Annotated in this window: 12 protein-coding genes; 6 read left to right on the top strand and 6 right to left on the bottom strand. The window is 59.5% G+C overall.

The window, feature by feature from the left end; genetic code table 11:
* Positions 1-37: 37 nt before the first annotated feature.
* Complete coding sequence (gene lon / locus BVH74_RS14605) at positions 38-2,446, bottom strand: endopeptidase La (protein WP_080050800.1); 2,409 nt, start codon at positions 2,444-2,446, stop codon at positions 38-40.
* Between the two features lie 122 nt (positions 2,447-2,568).
* On the opposite strand from lon, the gene BVH74_RS14600 reads away from it, so the two are divergent.
* The 5 genes from BVH74_RS14600 to BVH74_RS14580 all read left to right on the top strand — a co-directional run bounded on the left by BVH74_RS14600 (position 2,569) and on the right by BVH74_RS14580 (position 12,763).
* Positions 2,569-3,339 carry an AraC family transcriptional regulator gene (locus BVH74_RS14600; RefSeq protein WP_080050799.1) on the top strand — a complete coding sequence of 257 codons (771 nt, stop codon included), beginning with the start codon at positions 2,569-2,571 and terminating at the stop codon, positions 3,337-3,339.
* Positions 3,340-3,562: 223 nt separating this feature from the next.
* Positions 3,563-6,718 (top strand): bifunctional proline dehydrogenase/L-glutamate gamma-semialdehyde dehydrogenase PutA, encoded by a 3,156-nt coding sequence (gene putA, locus BVH74_RS14595; RefSeq protein ID WP_080050798.1) that lies wholly within the window; start codon positions 3,563-3,565, stop codon positions 6,716-6,718.
* A gap of 108 nt (positions 6,719-6,826) precedes the next feature.
* Entirely contained in the window at positions 6,827-8,302 is a 1,476-nt protein-coding gene (putP, locus tag BVH74_RS14590; RefSeq protein WP_080050797.1) for a sodium/proline symporter PutP, read from the top strand.
* Positions 8,303-8,504: 202 nt separating this feature from the next.
* Complete coding sequence (locus tag BVH74_RS14585; RefSeq protein ID WP_080050796.1) at positions 8,505-9,635, top strand: efflux RND transporter periplasmic adaptor subunit; 1,131 nt, start codon at positions 8,505-8,507, stop codon at positions 9,633-9,635.
* A complete protein-coding gene (locus tag BVH74_RS14580) occupies positions 9,635-12,763 on the top strand; it encodes an efflux RND transporter permease subunit (RefSeq protein WP_080050795.1) in 3,129 nt (1,042 codons plus the stop codon). Before BVH74_RS14585 ends, BVH74_RS14580 begins: the two co-directional genes overlap by 1 nt.
* A gap of 15 nt (positions 12,764-12,778) precedes the next feature.
* Here BVH74_RS14580 and BVH74_RS14575 read toward each other — a convergent pair whose 3' ends face one another.
* Positions 12,779-14,785 (bottom strand): S9 family peptidase, encoded by a 2,007-nt coding sequence (locus BVH74_RS14575; RefSeq protein ID WP_080050794.1) that lies wholly within the window; start codon positions 14,783-14,785, stop codon positions 12,779-12,781.
* Positions 14,786-14,852: 67 nt separating this feature from the next.
* Between BVH74_RS14575 and BVH74_RS14570 the strand changes: the two genes are divergently transcribed.
* Positions 14,853-15,224, top strand: coding sequence for a hypothetical protein (locus tag BVH74_RS14570; protein ID WP_080050793.1), 372 nt, complete (start codon positions 14,853-14,855; stop codon positions 15,222-15,224).
* Position 15,225: 1 nt separating this feature from the next.
* Here the strand turns inward: BVH74_RS14570 and BVH74_RS14565 are convergent, their stop codons facing one another.
* The 4 genes from BVH74_RS14565 to cysK form a co-directional block, all read right to left on the bottom strand.
* A complete protein-coding gene (locus BVH74_RS14565; RefSeq protein ID WP_080050792.1) occupies positions 15,226-15,807 on the bottom strand; it encodes a TetR/AcrR family transcriptional regulator in 582 nt (193 codons plus the stop codon).
* A 198-nt stretch (positions 15,808-16,005) separates the two neighbouring features.
* Entirely contained in the window at positions 16,006-16,212 is a 207-nt protein-coding gene (locus tag BVH74_RS14560) for a cold-shock protein (RefSeq protein ID WP_036989629.1), read from the bottom strand.
* A gap of 269 nt (positions 16,213-16,481) precedes the next feature.
* Positions 16,482-18,197, bottom strand: a complete 1,716-nt coding sequence (gene aceK, locus BVH74_RS14555; RefSeq protein ID WP_080051745.1) for a bifunctional isocitrate dehydrogenase kinase/phosphatase — start codon at positions 18,195-18,197, stop codon at positions 16,482-16,484.
* A 108-nt stretch (positions 18,198-18,305) separates the two neighbouring features.
* On the bottom strand, positions 18,306-19,280 hold the full coding sequence (gene cysK, locus BVH74_RS14550; protein ID WP_080050791.1) for a cysteine synthase A: 975 nt from the start codon (positions 19,278-19,280) through the stop codon (positions 18,306-18,308).
* Positions 19,281-19,310 lie beyond the last annotated feature (30 nt).

Raw genomic sequence — 19,310 nt, 5'->3', positions numbered from 1 at the left:
CCCTTTTTATTGTTAGGCTGGATTAGGTTGGACAGCCTCAGTCAAACAGGCGTTTGGCCACGTCCTTGAAATGGCCGGCAAAATGCACCGTCATGTTGTCTCGCAGGTATTCAGGTAGCTCCTCGTAATCGCCGCGATTGGCCTCGGGCAGTATCAGCTCATGGATTGACTGGCGGCGTGCAGCAATCACTTTCTCGCGGATGCCGCCTACCGGCAACACATGTCCGGTCAGGGTGATCTCGCCGGTCATTGCCAGGCCGCTGCGCGGCGACTGATTACGTGCCAGGGACAGCAGTGCGCTGGCAATGGTGATGCCGGCGCTGGGGCCGTCCTTGGGTGTTGCTCCTTCAGGCACATGCAAATGCACGAAGGCCTCGTCAAAGAAACTCTTGTCGGCCTGGTAGCTTTTGAGGTTGGCGCACAGGTAACTGTAGGCAATTTCCGCTGACTCCTTCATCACCTCACCCAGTTGCCCGGTCAGCTTGAATCCCCGGTTCAGGGTGTGAATGCGGTTAGCCTCGACCGGCAGGGTGGCTCCACCCATGGCGGTCCAGGCCAGCCCGGTGATGATGCCAACCCCCTTGAGTTTCTTTTCCTTGCGAAAGGCCGGGGTGCCGAGCAAGTTCGCCAGATCGTCGGGTTTGATACTGAGCTTGTCATCCGGGTGTTCCAGTAGACGCATGACCGATTTACGCACCAACTTGCCCAACTGTTTGTCCAGGTTGCGCACCCCGGCCTCGCGGGCATAACTTTCAATCACCTGGCGCAGGGCCTTGTCGGTAATACGTAACTGACTCTTGCGTAGCCCGGCTTTGGTCAGTTGTTTTGGCCACAAGTGGTGTTTGGCGATCTCCAGTTTTTCCTCCGTGATGTAGCCGGACAGGCGGATCACATCCATACGGTCGAGGAGCGGGCCGGGAATGCTGTCCAGGGTATTGGCAGTGCAGACGAACAGCACCTTAGACAGGTCCAGACGCAGATCCAGATAGTGATCGAGAAACTGACTGTTCTGCTCTGGGTCGAGGGTTTCGAGCAGGGCTGAGGCCGGGTCGCCCTGATGACTGGCGCCAAGCTTGTCGATCTCGTCGAGCATGATCACCGGGTTCATCACCTCGACCTCCTTGAGCGCCTGGACGAACTTGCCGGGCATGGCTCCGATATAAGTGCGTCGATGCCCCTTGATCTCGGCCTCGTCGCGCATGCCGCCGACGCTGAAGCGATAGAACGGACGGCCCAGGCTTTCGGCGATCGAGCGGCCAATACTGGTCTTGCCGACCCCGGGCGGACCGACCAGCAGGATGATTGAGCCGCTTACAGAGCCCTTGAAGCTGCCGATGGCGAGAAACTCCAGAATCCGCTGTTTCACATCCTCCAGGCCGTCATGGTCACGGTCCAGCAGCTTGCGGGCCTGTTTTATATCGATGCGGTCCTGGTGCTCAAGGCCCCAGGGCATGGCGGTGGCCCAGTCCAGGTAATTGCGGGTTACCGCGTATTCAGGCGAGCCGGTTTCCAGGACCGAAAGCTTGTTCAGCTCTTCCTCAATTCGGCGGCTGGCGGCTTCGGGCAGGATTTTGCCCTGAAGGCGCTCCTGAAACTGCTCGATATCGGCGGTGCGGTCGTCTTTGGACAAGCCCAGCTCTTTCTGAATGATCTTGAGCTGTTCCTTGAGAAAGAACTTGCGTTGATGTTCGCTGATGGTGCGGTTGACCTCGGCGCTGATTTCGCCCTGCAAACGGGCTACGTCGATTTCTTTCTTCAATAGCACCAGTACCTTTTCCATACGGCGCAGAACGGGTACGGTATCGAGTACGTCCTGCAGCTCCGGCCCTTTGGCCGTGGTCAGTGCGGCGGCGAAGTCGGCCAGCGGTGAGGGCTCGTTGGGGTTGAAGCGGTTGAGATAGTGCTTGAGCTCTTCGCTGTATAGCGGGTTGAGCGGCAGCAGTTCCTTGATCGCATTGATCAGGGCCATCGCGTAGGCACGCACCTCGTTGCGCTCGTCCGCCGGGGCTTGTGGGTATTCGACCTCTACCAGATAGGGCGGCTTGCGGCTTAGCCATTGGGTAATCCGCACTCGGGTCAGACCTTGGGCGATGAACTGCATCTTGCCGTCGCCACGGCTGGCGTGATGTACCTTCACCGCGCAGCCTGTCAGTGACAGCTGTTCAGGGCTGAATTGTTCCGGGTCGGTGCCGGGGCTGTCTATAAAGAATAGCGACAGACTCTGGTGTGGAGTGTTGGCCACCCGTTCGAGGGTTTCCGCCCAAGGCGCCTCATTGACAACAACCGGCATTACCTGGGCGGGAAAGAAGGGGCGGTTGTTGATCGGTATCAGGTACAGGCGCTCGGGCAAGCGCTGGTCCGGCAACACCAGCCCAGTCCCCGGCTGGTCGTCAGTGGTTTCATCCTGCTCGATTACATCCGCCTGAAAGTCTTCCTGGTCGCTCATTGATTACACCCTGTGTGACATGAACCTTACCGAATAGGTGGAGGTAGCGGTCAGGGATTTCAATGGTTGAGGCGGGGCGGTTCTAGGACTAAGATGGAATTTCACTTCAACTCACAGCCATCATGATCAAGACCCGCATTCTCGACTTGCCGGTGCAAAGTGCTACCCATGCCCATGCTCAACATCAATTGATCGTCGGGCTGGATGGTTGTGCCGATTTTGAGGTCATGGGGCAGGGTGGTGCGGTTAACCGGCTGCACGCATGCCTGGTACCGGGGCATGAGATGCATGCGTTTTCCGGCCGGGGCAACAACCACATGCTGATTCTCGACCTGCTGACCGAGGGCCCAGGCCCTGGCGGCGTAGAGGAAGAGCAGTTGGCTCGGCTGTTCGATAAGCCACGTTTCGTGCGTCTGGATCAGCGCATGCAGAGTTTGCTGGACTTCGCTGCCCAGGCGCTTGGTGGTCCGGATGCCAGTGATTCGCCGATGGCCTGGCATCTGGGCGGCATCCTGTTGCATAGCCTGCATGACCGGCTGTTTTCTACGCCTATTCCATTGCGCTCGGCCTCGGTCATCGATCTGGAGCGTATCGAACGTTATGTCCGTGAACGCCTGGATCGACCGGTCAGTGTTGCTGAGCTTGCGGCATGTGCCTGTGTCAGCAGCAGCCATTTCTTCGCACTGTTCAAGCAGGTCAGCGGTCTGACGCCGCATCAGTTCGTACTCAATGTGCGGCTGGATGAAGCGGGCAGGTTGTTGCGCGAGTCCTCGCTACCGGTAGCCGAAATTGCCAGTCGTTGCGGCTTTTCCAGCCAGAGCGCCATGACCCATGCGATTCGCCGGCATACCGGGTTGACACCACGCAAATTGCGCCTGTCGAGCCCACTCTGAGTGCTATCTCAGAGTTTTTTGCAAAAATCCCCCAGTTTTTGACAAGATTTTCACCCGCCTCGCTTCTACATTCCCATCTGGCCTGTCCCCCGCCTGACGGTGTCGGCCCAAAACAATGTATTACGTCAAACGTCTGACCTTGGTCTAGGGTTAGTAGAAAGACGTGTTCTGTGCACCAGCCATGTCTGCCAGCATGTGGTTGGGAATCTGTGGAGCGAGTCCTATGTTCAAAGCCAGTGCCGTGCTGGAAGGTGCCTTCCTGACCAGCCAACCTGATGAATTCCTCAAGGTCCTCAGTGACAATTATGCAGTCGACGAGGGCGAGTACCTCAAAGAGTTGCTGACCCTGGCTGAGCCAGAGGATCATGCTGCCCTGTCGCAGCGTGCCCGGGGTCTGATCGAAAGCGTCCGCAAGCGTGACAACGCCGTCGATAGCATTGATGCGCTGTTACAGCAGTACAGCCTCGACACCCAGGAAGGGATCATGTTGATGTGCCTGGCCGAAGCCCTGTTGCGGGTGCCGGACAGCGAAACCGCCGATGCTCTGATTCGCGACAAGCTCAATGCCGCGCAGTGGGATAAACACGTCGGCCAGAGCGAACACACGCTGGTCAACGCCGCTGCCTGGGGCCTGGTGATGACCGGCAAGGTGGTCAATCTGGATAAGCGCGAAGACGGTACCCCGGGAACTATCCTCGGGCGGTTGATCAAGCGTAGCGGTGAGCCGGTGATTCGCGCGGCGATGATGCAGGCAATGAAAATCATGGGTCGCCAGTTCGTGCTCGGGCGTACCATCAAGGAAGCCTTGAAGAACGGCAAGCCGCAGCGCGATGCCGGTTATACCTATTCGTTCGACATGCTTGGTGAAGCGGCTCTGACCCGTGCCGATGCCGCCAAGTATTTCAAGGACTACAGTGACGCTATCGGCGCGCTGGTGGCCGACAACTATCAGGGCAAGAGCCCCAAACCAACCATCTCGATCAAGCTGTCGGCCTTGCACCCGCACTACGAACCGGCACGTGAAGCCCAGGTGCTGGCAGAGCTGAGCGAAACTGTACTGGAGCTGGTGCGTCAGGCGCGCAAGGGCGATGTCGGGATCACCATCGATGCCGAGGAGGCTGATCGCCTGGAGCTTTCGCTAAAGCTGTTCGCCAAGCTCTACAACCACCCGGACGTCAAGGGGTGGGGTAACTTCGGTTTGGTGGTGCAGGCCTATTCCAAGCGGGCGTTGCCGGTGCTGTGCTGGTTGACTCTGCTGGCCAGACAGCAGGGTGACCGGATTCCGGTGCGCTTGGTCAAGGGCGCCTACTGGGACTCCGAAATCAAGCTGTGCCAGCAGGGCGGGCTTGGCGGTTACCCGGTCTTTACCCGCAAGGAAGCCACCGATGTGTCCTACCTGGCTTGTGCTCGCTACCTGCTTAGCCCGTTGACCGACGGGCTGATCTATCCGCAATTCGCCAGTCACAATGCTCATACAGTCACCTGCATCCTGGCCATGGCTGGCCAGCGTGACTATGAATTCCAGCGCCTGCATGGCATGGGCGATGCCCTGTACGACACTCTTATCGAGCAGCATGGCTGCACTGTACGGATCTATGCCCCGGTAGGCGCGCACAAGGATCTGTTGCCCTATCTGGTACGCCGGCTGCTGGAGAACGGTGCCAACTCCTCGTTTGTGCACAAGCTGGTTGATCCCAGGGTCCCGGTGGATTCACTGATCGAGCATCCGGCTGTGGCCCTGCGCAGGCATGCGAGCCTGGCCAACCCGCGTATTCCCTTGCCGCCGATGATCTATGGGGCGGACCGTCGCAACTCACGTGGTATCAATATGAATGTAATGACCCAGTGGCTCCCTCTCAAAGAAGACCTCGACAAGTTCCTCGCCCAGCGTTGGAGCGGTGCACCGATTGTCAATGGCCAGCGCCTGAGCGGTGAGGCCCGACCGGTACAGTGCCCTTATCAGTTGTCGCATCTGGTCGGCGAGGTTGTCTGGGCCACTGCCGAGCAGACCCGTGGAGCGATCGATCAGTTGGCCGCCGCTTTCCCGGCCTGGAACGCAACACCGGTGGACCAGCGTGCCACGGTGCTTGAGCGCACTGCCGATCTGCTTGAGCAAAACATGGCCGAGCTGATGGCGCTGTGTACCCGTGAAGCGGGCAAGAGTCTGCAGGACGGTATCGACGAAGTACGCGAGGCAGTGGACTTCTGCCGCTATTACGCGCTGCAGGCCCGCGCGCGCTTCGCTACCATCACGCTGCCGGGGCCGACCGGTGAAAGCAACGAGCTGTATTTGCAGGGCCGTGGGGTATTTGCCTGCATCAGCCCGTGGAACTTCCCGCTGGCGATTTTCCTGGGTCAGGTTGCGGCTGCGCTGGTGTGTGGCAATACCGTAGTGGCCAAACCGGCCGAGCAGACCAGCCTGGTGGCGGTACGCTGTATCGAACTGATGCTCGAAGCCGGTCTGCCGCCGCAGGTGCTGGCGCTGTTGCCGGGCGATGGTGCCCAGGTGGGTAGCGTGATTACGGCTGATCCGCGTATTGCTGGCGTGGCCTTCACCGGCTCGACCCAGACCGCGCACATCATTAACCGTGCTCTGGCTGCCCGCGATGGTGCGATTGCGCCCATGGTTGCCGAGACCGGCGGCCAGAACGCCATGCTGGTTGACTCGACGGCATTGCCTGAGCAGGTGGTCAAGGATGTGGTTCACTCGGCCTTTACCAGCGCCGGTCAACGCTGCTCAGCCCTACGGGTGTTGTATGTCCAGGAAGATATCGCCGAACGGGTGATCGAACTGCTGAAAGGGGCGATGGCTGAGCTGCATATCGGCGATCCGGCCAACCGCGATACCGATCTTGGGCCGGTAATCGACGCCGAAGCCCGTGAAGGATTGCTCAGGCATGTTGAAAAACTCAAGGCCGAAGGTCGCCTTATTGCGCAGACGCCAATGCCCGACGGGCTGGATGGCCACTTCGTGGCACCGGTAGCCTTCCGTCTGAACCGGATCGGCGAGCTGAATCGCGAGAATTTTGGTCCGATCTTGCATGTGATCACCTGGCGCAACGATACGCTTGACCAGGTCATTGATGATATCAATGCTACCGGTTTCGGTCTGACCCTCGGGATCCATAGCCGCAACGAGGAAACCGCCCAGCATATCGATAGCCGGGTGCGGATTGGCAATGTCTACATCAACCGTAACCAGATCGGCGCGGTGGTCGGGGTACAGCCCTTCGGTGGCCAGGGCCTGTCCGGGACGGGTCCAAAGGCGGGTGGCCCGCACTATCTGCTGCGTTTTGTGACTGAGCGTACGCGGACCATCAACACCACTGCGGTAGGCGGCAACGCCAGCCTGCTGTCGCTGGGTGATGGCGAACCTTGAGTTGTTAACCGGCGCCCTTGGGCGCCGGTTGTATTTGGAGCAGGGGACTCTTCCCATTAATAATCAACAGGACAGGGACTGTTCGATCAACTAAGAGAGAAAAACAACATGACTGGTAACACTGGCATTGTGAGTGCAACCTTCGTGGTGTATATCGGGGTGATGTTGGCCCTCGGCTACATCGCCTACAAACGAACTACCAACCTGTCCGACTATATCCTGGGCGGTCGCTCTCTGGGGCCGGGCACTGCGGCGCTGTCGGCTGGCGCATCGGATATGAGTGGCTGGCTGTTGCTGGGCTTGCCTGGTTACGCGCTGGCTGCCGGTTACGAGGCGAGCTGGATCGCCATTGGCCTGTTGGCCGGTACCTGGCTGAACTGGCTGATCGTGGCCCGGCGACTGCGGGTGTATTCGCATGCGGTCAATGATTCGCTGACCTTGCCGGCATACTTCGAATTCCGCTTTGAAGATAACACCCGCCTGCTGCGGGTGATCGCAGCGGTGTTCATTCTACTTTTCTTCCTGTTCTATACCAGCTCTGGTCTGGTGGCAGCGGGCAAGCTGTTCGAAAGCACGTTCGGTTTCGGCTACGAGATCGCGGTTATCGTCGGCACCCTGGCGATCATTTCCTACACCTTCTTCGGCGGCTTCCTGGCGGTCTCCTGGACCGACGTGATTCAAGGCCTGCTGATGGCCGCCGCGCTGGTGATTGTGCCGATCATGGCGCTCAACACCATGGGTGGCTGGGAAGTCGCGCATGCGGCGATGGAAGCCAAGAATCCCAATCTGCTGACCTTCTTCACAGATGTTGACGGTAACGCACTGGGCTTTGTGGCGATCATCTCGCTGCTGGGTTGGGGGCTGGGCTACTTTGGCCAGCCGCACGTTCTGGCTCGCTTCAAGGCTGTACAGAGCGATGCAGCGCTGCCGACCGCCCGCCGTATCGCAGTCCTCTGGACCGCCGTGTGCCTGTTGGCCGCTCTGTTCATCGGCTGGATTGGGATTGGCTACTTTGGCGACGCTGGCCTCGGTGATGCGGAAACGGTGTTCCTTGCTCTGGTGCAGGCGCTGATGCATCCGCTGGTAGCCGGTATCCTGCTGGCCGCAGTACTGGCGGCGATCATGTCGACCGCTGACTCGCAATTGCTGGTGTCGTCCTCGGCCCTGGCTGAAGACTTCTACAAGGCGTTGTTCCGTCGTGACGCGACCCAGACTGAGCTGGTCTGGGTGGGCCGTTTTGCGGTAGTGGGCATTGCCTTGTTGGCCTTGATCTTCGCCTTCAATCCGGAAAGCACCGTGTTGGGCCTGGTGTCCTACGCCTGGGCTGGTTTCGGTGCGGCCTTCGGCCCGGCCATTATCCTGTCGCTGTTCTGGAAGCGCATGAACCGCAACGGCGCTCTGGCCGGCATCATTGTTGGTGGTCTGACCGTAGTGATTTACAAACAGATCGACACTATTGGGCTGTATGAAATCATTCCGGGCTTCATCCTGGCGACCATCGCCATCGTGGTGGTTACCCTGCTGACTCCGGCACCGTCCAAGACTATCGAGGCGACCTTCGACGACGTCTCCAGCCGCTTCTAAGCGGTTGTCCCCGAAACCCGCGCTCGGTACAGGGCGCGGGTTTTTTCTGCCTGAAACCAACTGTTCTCTCAGTGCAACAGTCTGTATTTGTTGTATCGCTTGAGGCTGTTGCCGTTCCTGACTTCTAATCAGAGGTATTTCGCTGCGGCCCTTGGCTGTCCGGCCTGCTTGGCCATTTATAACAAGGACATGGAATCCCCGTATGACAACACGAACTTTGCCCCATTTACTGGCTGCTGTCGGGCTGGCTATTCTGGGTGTGCTGGTGCAGGGCTGTTCATCCGGTGAAGGCAATAACGCCAGCATGTCACGTCCGGCGCCAGTGGTGACCGTGAAGGCCGTCAGCCCGGATAGCGCCGAGCTGGTTCAGGAGTATCCCGCCAGGGTGCGTGGTGCGCGTGAAGTTGAAGTGCGTGCCCGGGTATCCGGTATTCTGCTTGAGCGGGCCTATCAGGAGGGGGAACGGGTCGAACAGGGGGATCTGCTGTTTCGTATCGACCCGGCTCCGATGCAGTTACAGGTCAAACAGGCTCAGGCCGCCCAGGCCAATGCACGGGCCGAACTCTTGCAGGCCCAGCGTGACTGGGCGCGGGCTGAGCAGTTGTTTGGGCGCGGGGTGATCAGCACCAGTGAGCGCGATCGGGCTCGCTCCCAACTGGATTTCGCTGAAGCAGGTATGGCCCAGGCCGAAGCCCGGCTCGATGAGGCGGAACTGAATCTGTCCTATACCGAAGTACGAGCTCCGGTGTCCGGGGCAACCAGCCTGGAGGTGCAGCCCGAGGGCAGCCTGATTGAGCTGGGCAGCCTGATGACCACGCTGGTGCAACAGGATCCGGTGCATGTGATTTTTGCGTTACCGGAGCGAGATCTGGCCATCCAGCGGGCCGCCGGCCTGGATGGCAATGGCCGCGGGCAGCAGGTTGCGCTGGAGTTACCCGACGGCTCTGACTACAGCCTGAGCGGGCGAGTGGATTTCACTTCAAACCGGATTGACCCGGCAACCGGGACCATTACCTTGCGGGCGGTCTTCGACAACCCCCAACTGCAGCTGATCCCAGGTCAATTCGTCCGGGTCCGGGTAGTGCTCAGTACATTCAGTGATGAAATCCTGATTCCTGCCGATGCTCTGGGGGCCAGCCCCGAGGGGCCGTCGGTGTTTGTCGTCGATCAGGAGCTGAAGGTCGAGCGTCGGGCTGTACGATTGGGGCCGGTGATCGGTGACCGGCAGATCATCAGTGCCGGTCTTGAAGCCGGCGAGCGGGTGGTTGTCAACGGCCATGTTGGCCTGCAACCGGGTATGCAGGTGCGGTTGGCTGGCCAGGGAGAGGGCTGATGCTGCAATTCTTCATTGATCGGCCGATCTTTTCCACGGTTCTGTCGGTATTGATCCTGATTGCCGGTGTTTCTTCCCTAACCCAGTTGCCGGTTGAGCAGTACCCCAACGTGGTACCGCCACAGGTGGTGGTACAGGCCAACTACCCTGGCGCCAGTGCCCAGGTAATTGCCGATACTGTGGCAGCTCCGTTGGAGCAGGCTATCAACGGGGTCGATGACATGCTCTATATGGAGTCCTTCAGCGGCGACTCCGGAGCCATGCAGCTGACGATTTATTTCCGCATCGGCACGGACCCAGATCAGGCGACCATTGACGTCAACAACCGGGTGCAGCGTGCCACCGCCAGACTGCCGCAGGAGGTGCGGGATCTTGGGGTGCAGGTTCAGGCCCGTTCGACCTCGATTCTGCAGGTAATTACGCTGTCGTCGGAGAACGACCAGATCGACACCCTGGATATCGGCAACTTTGCCTTGCTCAATGTGATCGATGAGCTGGTGCGGCTGCCGGGGGTCGGCAATGCTGCGCTGTTTGGTGCCCAGGACTACTCGATGCGGATCTGGCTGCGCCCCGACAAGCTGGCCGAATACAACCTGACTCCCAGTGACGTGGCCGCCGCCCTGCGCGAACAGAATGCCCAGTTCGCGGCCGGGCGCATCGGCGCCGAGCCGTCCCCACCAGGTCAGGCGTTTACCTACAGCGTCAGCACTCCGGGGCGGATGGTGACCCCGGAAGATTTCGAGCGGATTATTCTGCGCAGCGATGCCGAAGGGCGGACATTGCGTCTGGGTGACGTTGCCCGGGCGGAACTGGGTGCCCAGAGCTACGACTTTACTGCCAACTACAACGCCAAGGCTGCGGTACCGATCGGCATCTACCTGCAGCCTGGAGCCAATGCCCTGGATACCGCCAGCGCTGTGCATGCGGCCATGGCCGACATGTCCCAGCGTTTTCCGGGTGATCTGGTCTACGACATCCCCTATGACACCACGCTGTTCATTGAAGTCTCGATTCGTGAGGTGATCATTACGCTGATCCAGGCGTTGGCGCTGGTGGTGCTGGTGACCTTTCTCTTCCTGCAACACATGAAGGCCACGCTGATTCCACTGGTAGCGATCCCGGTATCGCTGGTCGGCACCTTTGCCGGTATGGCGGTGTTGGGGTTTTCGATCAATCTGCTGACCCTGTTCGGTCTGATTCTGGCTATCGGTGTGGTGGTGGACAACGCCATCATCGTGATGGAGAACGCCGAGCGGCTGATCAAGGAGGAGGGGCTTTCCAGTTATCAGGCCGCCAGCAAGACCATGAAGCAGGTGGCTGGCGCGGTACTGGGCTCGACCCTGGTGCTGGTGGCGGTATTCGCACCAGTGGCCTTCCTGGGTGGCCTGAGTGGTGAGTTGTATCGTCAGTTTGCGGTGACCATTGCAGTATCGGTGGCCATTTCCGGGATAGTGGCGCTGACCTTGACGCCGGCCATGTGTGCGCTGCTGCTCGACCGGGCTGAAACCGAGCCGTCACCGGCCTTTGCCTGGTTCAATAACGGATTTGACTGGCTGACCAACAGCTTTACCGGGGTGGTCGGCTGGATGCTACGGCATGTACTGATCAGCTTGCTGCTGTTCATCGTGCTGATCGGCACCACGCTCTTTCTGCTGGGACGCATGGGGAGCGGTCTGGTTCCTCAGGAAGATCAGGGCTCACTGCTGACCGTTTACCAGTTGCCTCCGGTCTCAGCCCTGGCTCGTACTGAAGTCGTGCGTGATGAATTGAGCCGCAAGGTGATAGCCATGGATGAGGTTCGTGGCATGACCGCTTTCGCCGGGTTCGACATCCTCAATCGTGGCTTGCGAACCAATATGGGCGTGGCCTTTGTGTCACTCAATGACTGGTCGGAACGAACCCGCCCGGAGCAGAGTGCTCAGGGCATTGCCCGGCGTATCACGGGCCTTGGTATGGCGATCCAGGAGGCTAACGTGTTTGCCTTTGTACCGCCACCGATCAACGGCCTGTCGCTGACCGGCGGTGTTGAAGGTTATCTGCAACTGCGTGGCGATAGCGATCCGGTCCGGCTCAAGGCAGAAGCTGACCGCTTGCTGGCTGCGGCCCGGCAGCGCCCGGAGCTGGCCAATGTCCGGATTGCCGTAGATGTTGGCGTACCGCGTTACAATGCGGTGGTCGATTGGGACAAGGCCAAGGCCATGGATGTCTCGATCAACGACATTTTCACCACCATGCGCAGTACCTTTGGCGCCCTGTACGTCAACGACTTCACTCTGCAGGGCCGCAACTGGCAGGTAAATCTGCAGTCCGAAGGCGAGTTTCGCAGTCACCCGGACGACCTGCGCAAGGTGTTTGTGCGTTCGGGCAGCGGAGAGCTGGTACCACTCAATAGCGTGGTCAATCTCGAGCGTACCCAGGGTATCGACAGCGTCAGCCGCTTTAATCTATATCCGGCAGCCAAACTCACGGCTGATCCTGCGCCCGGCTACAACACCGCCTCAGCGCTGGCCGCGATGCAGGAGCTTGGCAATGAGGCGCTGAGCGAGCAGGGCTTGCTTGGTTGGACCGGTGAGGCCTATCAGTTGCTGGAAGCCGCATCCTCCGGAGCGATCGCCTTTGGGCTTGGCATTGTTATGGTGTTCCTGATCCTGGCAGCCCAGTATGAGCGCTGGAGCTTGCCCCTGGCTGTGGCTACGGCGATCCCATTCGGGGTATTCGGCGCCATCGTTGCCTCGATGTTGCGCGGTTTCCCCAATGACATCTATTTCCAGGTTGGGCTGCTGGTACTGATTGGCTTGGCGGCCAAGAACGCTATTTTGATCGTCGAATTTGCAGCGCAGAACCGCAAACAGGGCATGACCCCGTTCGATGCGGCGTTGACCGCTGCCCAGCAGCGCTTCCGGGCGATCATGATGACCGCGCTGACCTTCATCATCGGTAGCCTGCCACTGGCCTTCAGTACTGGCGCAGGAGCAGTGAGCCGCCAGGAAATTGGTACCGTGGTGGTGGGCGGCATGTTGGCGGCCAGCACCCTGGCGCTGATTTTCGTGCCGGTGTTCTACATGGTGCTGGAGCAGCGTGGGTTCCGGCGTGAACCTAAGGTTGAAGCGGAACAGCGGCCCGTTTGACGGGCCGCCTGTGGTTCAAACGGGAACCTGACTAAGCAGGAAACTGTACTCCTCGGTGATTTCCCGGATCGCCTGGTAGCGCCCGCTGGCCCCGCCATGGCCTGCATCCATTTGAGTGCGTAGCAGCAGTGGATTATTGTCGGTTTTCATATGCCGCAGTTTGGCTGCCCACTTGGCGGCTTCCCAGTACTGTACGCGCACGTCATGATAGCCGGCGGTGATCCAGAGGGCCGGGTAGGCCTGGGCGCGTACCTGTTCATAGGGTGCGTAGCCACGGATGCGGGCCGCCACCTCGGGCTCGGACGGGTCGCCCCATTCCTCGTACTCGCCGATGGTCAATGGCAGGTCGGGGTTGTTCATGGTGTTCCAGACATCCACGAAGGGCACATCGGCGACGGCGGCGGCGAAAAGCTCGGGACGCTGGTTGATCACGTTACCAATCAGCAGGCCGCCGGCGCTGCCACCGGCAATCACCAGTTGAGCAGGTGTGCTCAGGCCATCGCTGAGCAGTTGTTCAGCGCAAGCGATAAAATCCCTGAAGGTGTTTTCCTTGTGCTCAAGCTTGCCATCCAGATACCAGTGCTCGCCCATGTCGGCGCCACCACGCACATGGGCAATCGCGAACAGCCAGCCGCGTTCCAGTAGTGACAGGCGCGCGTGGGAGAACCACGGGTCCATGCTTGCGCCATAGGCGCCATAGCCATACAGGTAGAGCGGGGCAGGAGCGTTAAAGCTGGCATGCTGGCCGACCAGACTGATGGGGACGCGCTGGCCATCAGGGCTTGTAGCCCAGCGCCGTTCGACCCGATAGTCGGCTGGATCGAATGGGCCTTCCACCGGGGTCCTGCGCAGAACCTGCTGTTCACTGCTGGCCAGATTCAGAGCCCGGATCTCGGCCGGGCGGTTGAGTGATTCATAGCGCAGCCGGATACGCTCGCTGGGATATTCCTCGCCGCCCTGGACATGCAGGCTATAGACCGCGTCGGGCATGTCAACCTGGTAGGGCTGGCCGTGGCTGGGCAAGACCTGCAGCCGGGTCAGGCCCTGGTCGCGGTAGCTCAGCACCAGACCATGCAACTGGACGTGAAAATCTTCCAGGGTGCGCTGGCTGTCCATGGTGACTCGCAGTTGCCAGTGCTCTGAACCAGGAGTAGATGGGTCGGCCTGATATAGGGCAAAGTTGTCGCCGGGTTGGTTGCTGCGAATCAGCAAGCCGTCCGGGCCATGGTCGACATGGTACTCATGGCCGCTGCGACGCGGGGCGATCAATTGCCAGGTGGCATCAGGTTGATGAGCATCGAGCAGTCTTACTTCACTGGTGTTTTTGCTGTTGCTGGCCAGCAGCAGCCATTGTTCGGAGCTGCTGCGGTAGCAATGCAGCAGAAAGCGTTCATCGGCTTCGTGATAGACCTGTACTGGTGCGGCTTCATGGTTCAGGCGCCACAGGGTAGCGGGGCGGGAAGCGGCATCCAGGCTGACGGCGAACAGGGTTTGACTGTCGGCCGCCCAGGTCAGGCTGCCATCCGCTCGTTCCAGCGGCAGCTTGCTGACCTGCCCGCTGGGCAGGTGTTTGAGATAGAGCTGATAAATTTCGTCGCCCTGACGGTCGAGGCTATAGGCTAGCCATTGGTGGTCGGGGCTGATGGCAAAGTCGCCTAGCTGGAGAAATCCATCGCCTGCCAGTTGGTTCAGATCGAGCAGCAGGCTTTCTTGAACCTCATCGATTTGCAGGCTGTCGCCCGCCGGTTTGGGGCATCGGAAGTAGCGGGGATATTCGGCTCCGGCCTGGGTGCGCTGATAATACAGCCAGGGGCCCCAGATGCTGGGCAGGGACAGGTCGGTTTCACGGATGCGACCGCGGATTTCCTCGAACAGTTGCTCGCGGCAGTCCTGGTGACTGCTCAGCCACTGTTCAGTATGGCGGTTTTCTTCCTCGAGGTAGGCGCGAACCTCGGGAGCGTCACGCTGTTCGAGCCAGGCGTAGGGGTCTTCGCCGGCGAGGCGCTGGGCGCGGGGTGGCATCTGTCTGGGACTCCAAGGGTAAAACCGCTATTATAGGCACCTCATTTCTGCAAGCGGATACCTATCGATGTTCAATGAGTCTGAATATCAGTTGATCTGGATCGCCTACCTGGGTGCGGCGGCCTGTAGTTGGCTGGTATGGTGGGTAATGACCCGTTGGGCTTGGTGGTTTGTCCGTGAGCCGCTGTGGGTGATCATGGCGGTTCTGCTGTTTACCCCGGCGCAGGTCAATGTCAGCGAGCCGTGGTTGGCGCCGGCGGTGATCATCTGGGGGCTGGATACCTTCCTCAATACTGGCGACAACCAGGCGCGGGTGCTCGGCGAGTTGGCGCTGGTAATGACCTTGGCGTTGCTGGCCTGGATTGGTCTTGCGTGCTTGCGGCTGGCCTGGCGGCACTGGCGTGGCCGGAGTGCTGAGGCGGCTCCGGCCAGCGACTGAATTATTCTTCGTTCTTCTGCTCGTACAGGGTACGGGCAAGCTTCATGATCTGTTCCTGGAAGTCGGTACGCTGGGCGTCGGTCATCGGGCAGATGCCGATTTGCTCGAACAGCCGGTAGCCACGTACCGAAAAGAACAGAATGCTGGCCTGAGCCAGGCCCAGAGGTGACTTGTCGAGGATGTCAAACAGCCCGCGAACGTCGTCCGAGGTTGTCTGCAGCAGCGCCGGGTTGCTGGCAGCGGCGGCCAGGATGGCTGAGTCCAGGTTCTTCTCTTCGGTTGATTCGCTCAGGTTGCTGAGCAGCAAAGCCTTGAGCTCGGTCATGGGATCGTCCGGCAGGACGCTTTCATAGGCGCGCCAGCGGACCCGGAAGCGCTCCAGGCGATGCTCGATCATGGCGGTCAGCAGAGCTTCACGGTCGGAAAACATCGACTGAAGGCTGGCTTCGTCGATCTTGGTGCGTTCGCTCAGGGTGGTGAAGTTGAGTTGCGAGGCGCCTTGTTCACTGACGATGGCCTCGGCAGCGCGGAAGATGGTCAGTCTGAGCGTGTCGGCGGCTTTTTTCGATTCGGTGCTATCCACTGTACGAACCCCTTGGAAACTACGTGGTAACGGGCCCGGCAGGTAGGCATGGTGCGTCGTGCAGGCCCTGGATTCAATGGCCCATAGGGTACGCTGTCAGAGAGTTCAGGGCGAGTGTTTTTTCATGCCTGTGCACGGTCTGAAAGACGGGCACAAAAAACCCGGCCGGAGCCGGGTTTTTCAGTCAGATTTCAGCAATTAGCCGATGATCTGAATGTTTGCAGCTTGCTTGCCCTTCGGACCAGTAGTGATGTCGAAAGACACCTTCTGGTTCTCGGCCAGGGACTTGAAACCTTGTACTTTGATTTCAGAGAAGTGGGCGAACAGATCGTCACCGCCGCCATCCGGAGTAATGAAGCCAAAGCCTTTGGTGTCGTTGAACCACTTAACAGTACCAGTTGCCATTTCAGATAATTCCTATCAAATTGAAAAACTAGAGCAAATGCTCAGTTAGCGTGGGAATCAAAGATTACGAGATGACGAACATACGTACTGAAAAGTGCGCTTGCAGCCTACAACTCTATCTCTTGAAAACCTACGCGCTCACTCTGCGCCTTATCGCCAAACAAGTCAAGTAGAACCCATCAAGCGTTAATGCGCGAATAAACGAACTTGAGTATACGACAGATTTGTAAAAGCGCACGTTTCCCGACAAATTTTTTTACCAGGCCCCATCAGGCCTCCATCCGCTGGCGTCGATACGGATAGACATCCAGTACCTGACCGGCCTGGATCCGGGCTTGCAGGCCTTTCCAATAATCGGCGTCGAACAGGTCGCCATGCATCGAAGCAAACAGCCTGCGGTGGCCAATGTCGGCGAACAGAAAGACTGGAAACTCTTCGGGGAACACGTCGTTGGGGCCTACCGAATACCAAGGCTCTGATGACAGTTCCTGCTCGGGATACATGGGCTCGGGAATATGTCTGAAGTTCACTTCGGTCAGGTAGCTGATCTCGTCGTAGTCGTAGAACACTACACGGCCGTGGCGAGTGACACCGAAGTTTTTCAGCAGCATGTCGCCGGGAAAGATGTTGGCGGCTGCCAGTTCCTTGATCGACTGGCCGTAATCGAACAGGGCTTCGCGGGTCTGGCTTTCACTGGCGTGTTCCAGATAGATGTTCAACGGGGTCATGCGCCGTTCGGTCCAGCAGTGGCGGATCAGAATGGTGTCACCTTCCTCGACCACCGTGCTGGGCGCCACTTCCAGCAGTTCGGCCAGGCATTCGGGGTCGAAGCGCTCGCGAGGGAAGCGGAAATCGGCGAATTCCTGGGTGTCGGCCATTCGCCCGACCCGGTCGTGGCGTTTCACCAGGCGGTATTTGTCGATGACAGTAGCGCGATCGATATTTTTCGATGGCGCAAAGCGATCCTTGATGATCTTGAAGACGGTGTTGAAGCCGGGCAGGGTGAATACGCTCATGACCATGCCGCGCACGCCAGGGGCCATGATGAAACGGTCGTCGCTGTTGGCCAGGTGGTCGATCAGTGCGCGGTAAAACTCCGACTTTCCCTGTTTGTAGAAGCCAATGGCGGTATAGAGCTCGGCGATGTGTTTGCCCGGCAGCAGGCGCTTGAGGAAGGCGACCATCTCGCTCGGCACCGGTGCATCGACCATGAAGTAGGAGCGCGTGAAGGAGAAAATGATCGACACCTCGGATTCGTCGGTGATCAGGGTGTCGACGGCAATACCTTCATGCTCGCGGTGTACCAGCGGCAGTACGAACGGCCATTGTTCGCCCTGGCTCAGGACCCGACCGACCAGATAGGCGCCCTTGTTGCGGTAGAATACTGACTGCACCAGCTCCAGTGTCAGACCGCGATCCTGCTGGGCCCAGTCAGGCAGCCCCTGGCGCAGCTTCTCGACAATCATGTGGCGATCCGCATCCGGGTCGGCCCATGGCGCATCAAAGGCGTATTCATCCTGTATCTGCCGGACCAGGGCATCCAGTGAGCCATCGGAAATGAACCCGCGGGTCAGGGCGATGCGTGACGGCGGCCTGGTCAGCGGGCGGGAGCTATGGACGAACATGGTCCGGTCGCTGATCTGGTCATGGTGATGCAGCGCGCAGAAAATCGAGTTGAACCAGGTCTCAGCCAACTCGTCATCGAAGCGTTGGTCGATCAGCGGAATGTAAGCCTGGCGGATCGCCGGCCAGCGCTCGGCGTCCATGATGCCACTGACCTCGGCATTAGCCCGCAGGGTGTCGGCAGTATTGTGAACGCACTCTTCGTACAGGTTGATCCGTTGAGTTGAGGCGTCCTGGATGTCGTTCCAGCGAGCCTGTTCAAACCGGGTCCGGGCGCCTTCGGTGATGTCGCGAAACTGACGGCGGTAATCGTCGAAACTGTCGAGAATGGTCTGAGCCAGGGTTTCTGGGCTGTAGGGCATGATTGGCTGGGCCTTGTGCAGAATGTCTGCCGGCAGAATAAGCCAGTCGTGGGCGCTGGTGGAAGTGTTCGAAGGTCGCGGGCCGCTGTTGCGGCCCACAGGGGAGGCTTACTGCACCATTTCCTGCTCGGTGAACAGGTCAGTGAACAACATGCTGGACAGATAGCGCTCGCCGGAATCCGGCAGGATCACTACCAGGGTCTTGCCCTGAAACTCGGGCTTCTCGGCCAGGCGTACCGCGGCGGCCATGGCGGCGCCGCAGGAAATGCCGCTGAGAATGCCTTCTTCGCGCATCAAACGCATGGCCATGGCCTTGGCCTCATCATCGCTGACCTGCTCGACGCGATCGACCAGGCTGATGTCGAGGTTCTTTGGCACAAAGCCGGCACCGATACCCTGTATCTTGTGCGGGCTGGGTTTGACTTCTTCGCCGGCCAGGGTCTGGCTGATCACCGGTGAGCTGATCGGCTCTACCGCCACGGAAAGGATCGGTTTGCCGCACTGCTGCTTTATATAGCGCGATACTCCGGTAATGGTGCCGCCGGTACCCACACCTGCGACCAGTACATCGATATCGCCATCGGTATCGCGCCAGATCTCCGGGCCGGTGGTCTTTTCATGAATCGCCGGGTTGGCCGGGTTGTCGAACTGTTGCAGCAGCAGATACTGCTCGGGGTTGCTGGTGGCGATTTCATGGGCTTTCTCGATGGCGCCCTTCATGCCTTTGGCCGGCTCGGTCAGGACCAGTTCGGCGCCCAGGGCCTTGAGCACCTTGCGCCGCTCCAGACTCATCGATGCCGGCATGGTCAGGATCAGCTTGTAGCCGCGTGCCGCAGCAACAAAAGCCAGGCCGATTCCGGTGTTGCCCGAGGTTGGCTCGACCAGCGTCATGCCGGGCTTGAGCCGGCCGCTGGATTCAGCGTCCCAGATCATGCTGGCACCAATGCGGCATTTGACCGAGTAGGCGGGGTTGCGGCCTTCGATTTTGGCCAAAATGGTCACGCCCTTGGGGGCCAAGCGGTTGATGCGCACCAGCGGTGTGTTGCCGATGGCCTGGGAGTTGTCTGCGTAAATCTTGCTCATGGATGATTCCTTGTCCTGATGATCATTCAG

The sequence above is a fragment of the Halopseudomonas phragmitis genome (genome assembly GCF_002056295.1).
Lineage (GTDB): Bacteria > Pseudomonadota > Gammaproteobacteria > Pseudomonadales > Pseudomonadaceae > Halopseudomonas > Halopseudomonas phragmitis.
This window is presented reverse-complemented; position numbering and strand designations above follow the sequence as displayed.

Coding starts and splice junctions, on each gene's coding strand:
- BVH74_RS14575 (WP_080050794.1), bottom strand. CDS start 14,785: ATGCCACCCCGCGCCCAGCGCCTCGCCGGCGAAGACCCCTACGCCTGG.
- putA (WP_080050798.1), top strand. CDS start 3,563: ATGTTCAAAGCCAGTGCCGTGCTGGAAGGTGCCTTCCTGACCAGCCAA.
- lon (WP_080050800.1), bottom strand. CDS start 2,446: ATGAGCGACCAGGAAGACTTTCAGGCGGATGTAATCGAGCAGGATGAA.
- BVH74_RS14585 (WP_080050796.1), top strand. CDS start 8,505: ATGACAACACGAACTTTGCCCCATTTACTGGCTGCTGTCGGGCTGGCT.
- BVH74_RS14600 (WP_080050799.1), top strand. CDS start 2,569: ATGATCAAGACCCGCATTCTCGACTTGCCGGTGCAAAGTGCTACCCAT.
- BVH74_RS14560 (WP_036989629.1), bottom strand. CDS start 16,212: ATGGCAACTGGTACTGTTAAGTGGTTCAACGACACCAAAGGCTTTGGC.
- BVH74_RS14580 (WP_080050795.1), top strand. CDS start 9,635: ATGCTGCAATTCTTCATTGATCGGCCGATCTTTTCCACGGTTCTGTCG.
- putP (WP_080050797.1), top strand. CDS start 6,827: ATGACTGGTAACACTGGCATTGTGAGTGCAACCTTCGTGGTGTATATC.
- aceK (WP_080051745.1), bottom strand. CDS start 18,197: ATGCCCTACAGCCCAGAAACCCTGGCTCAGACCATTCTCGACAGTTTC.
- cysK (WP_080050791.1), bottom strand. CDS start 19,280: ATGAGCAAGATTTACGCAGACAACTCCCAGGCCATCGGCAACACACCG.
- BVH74_RS14570 (WP_080050793.1), top strand. CDS start 14,853: ATGTTCAATGAGTCTGAATATCAGTTGATCTGGATCGCCTACCTGGGT.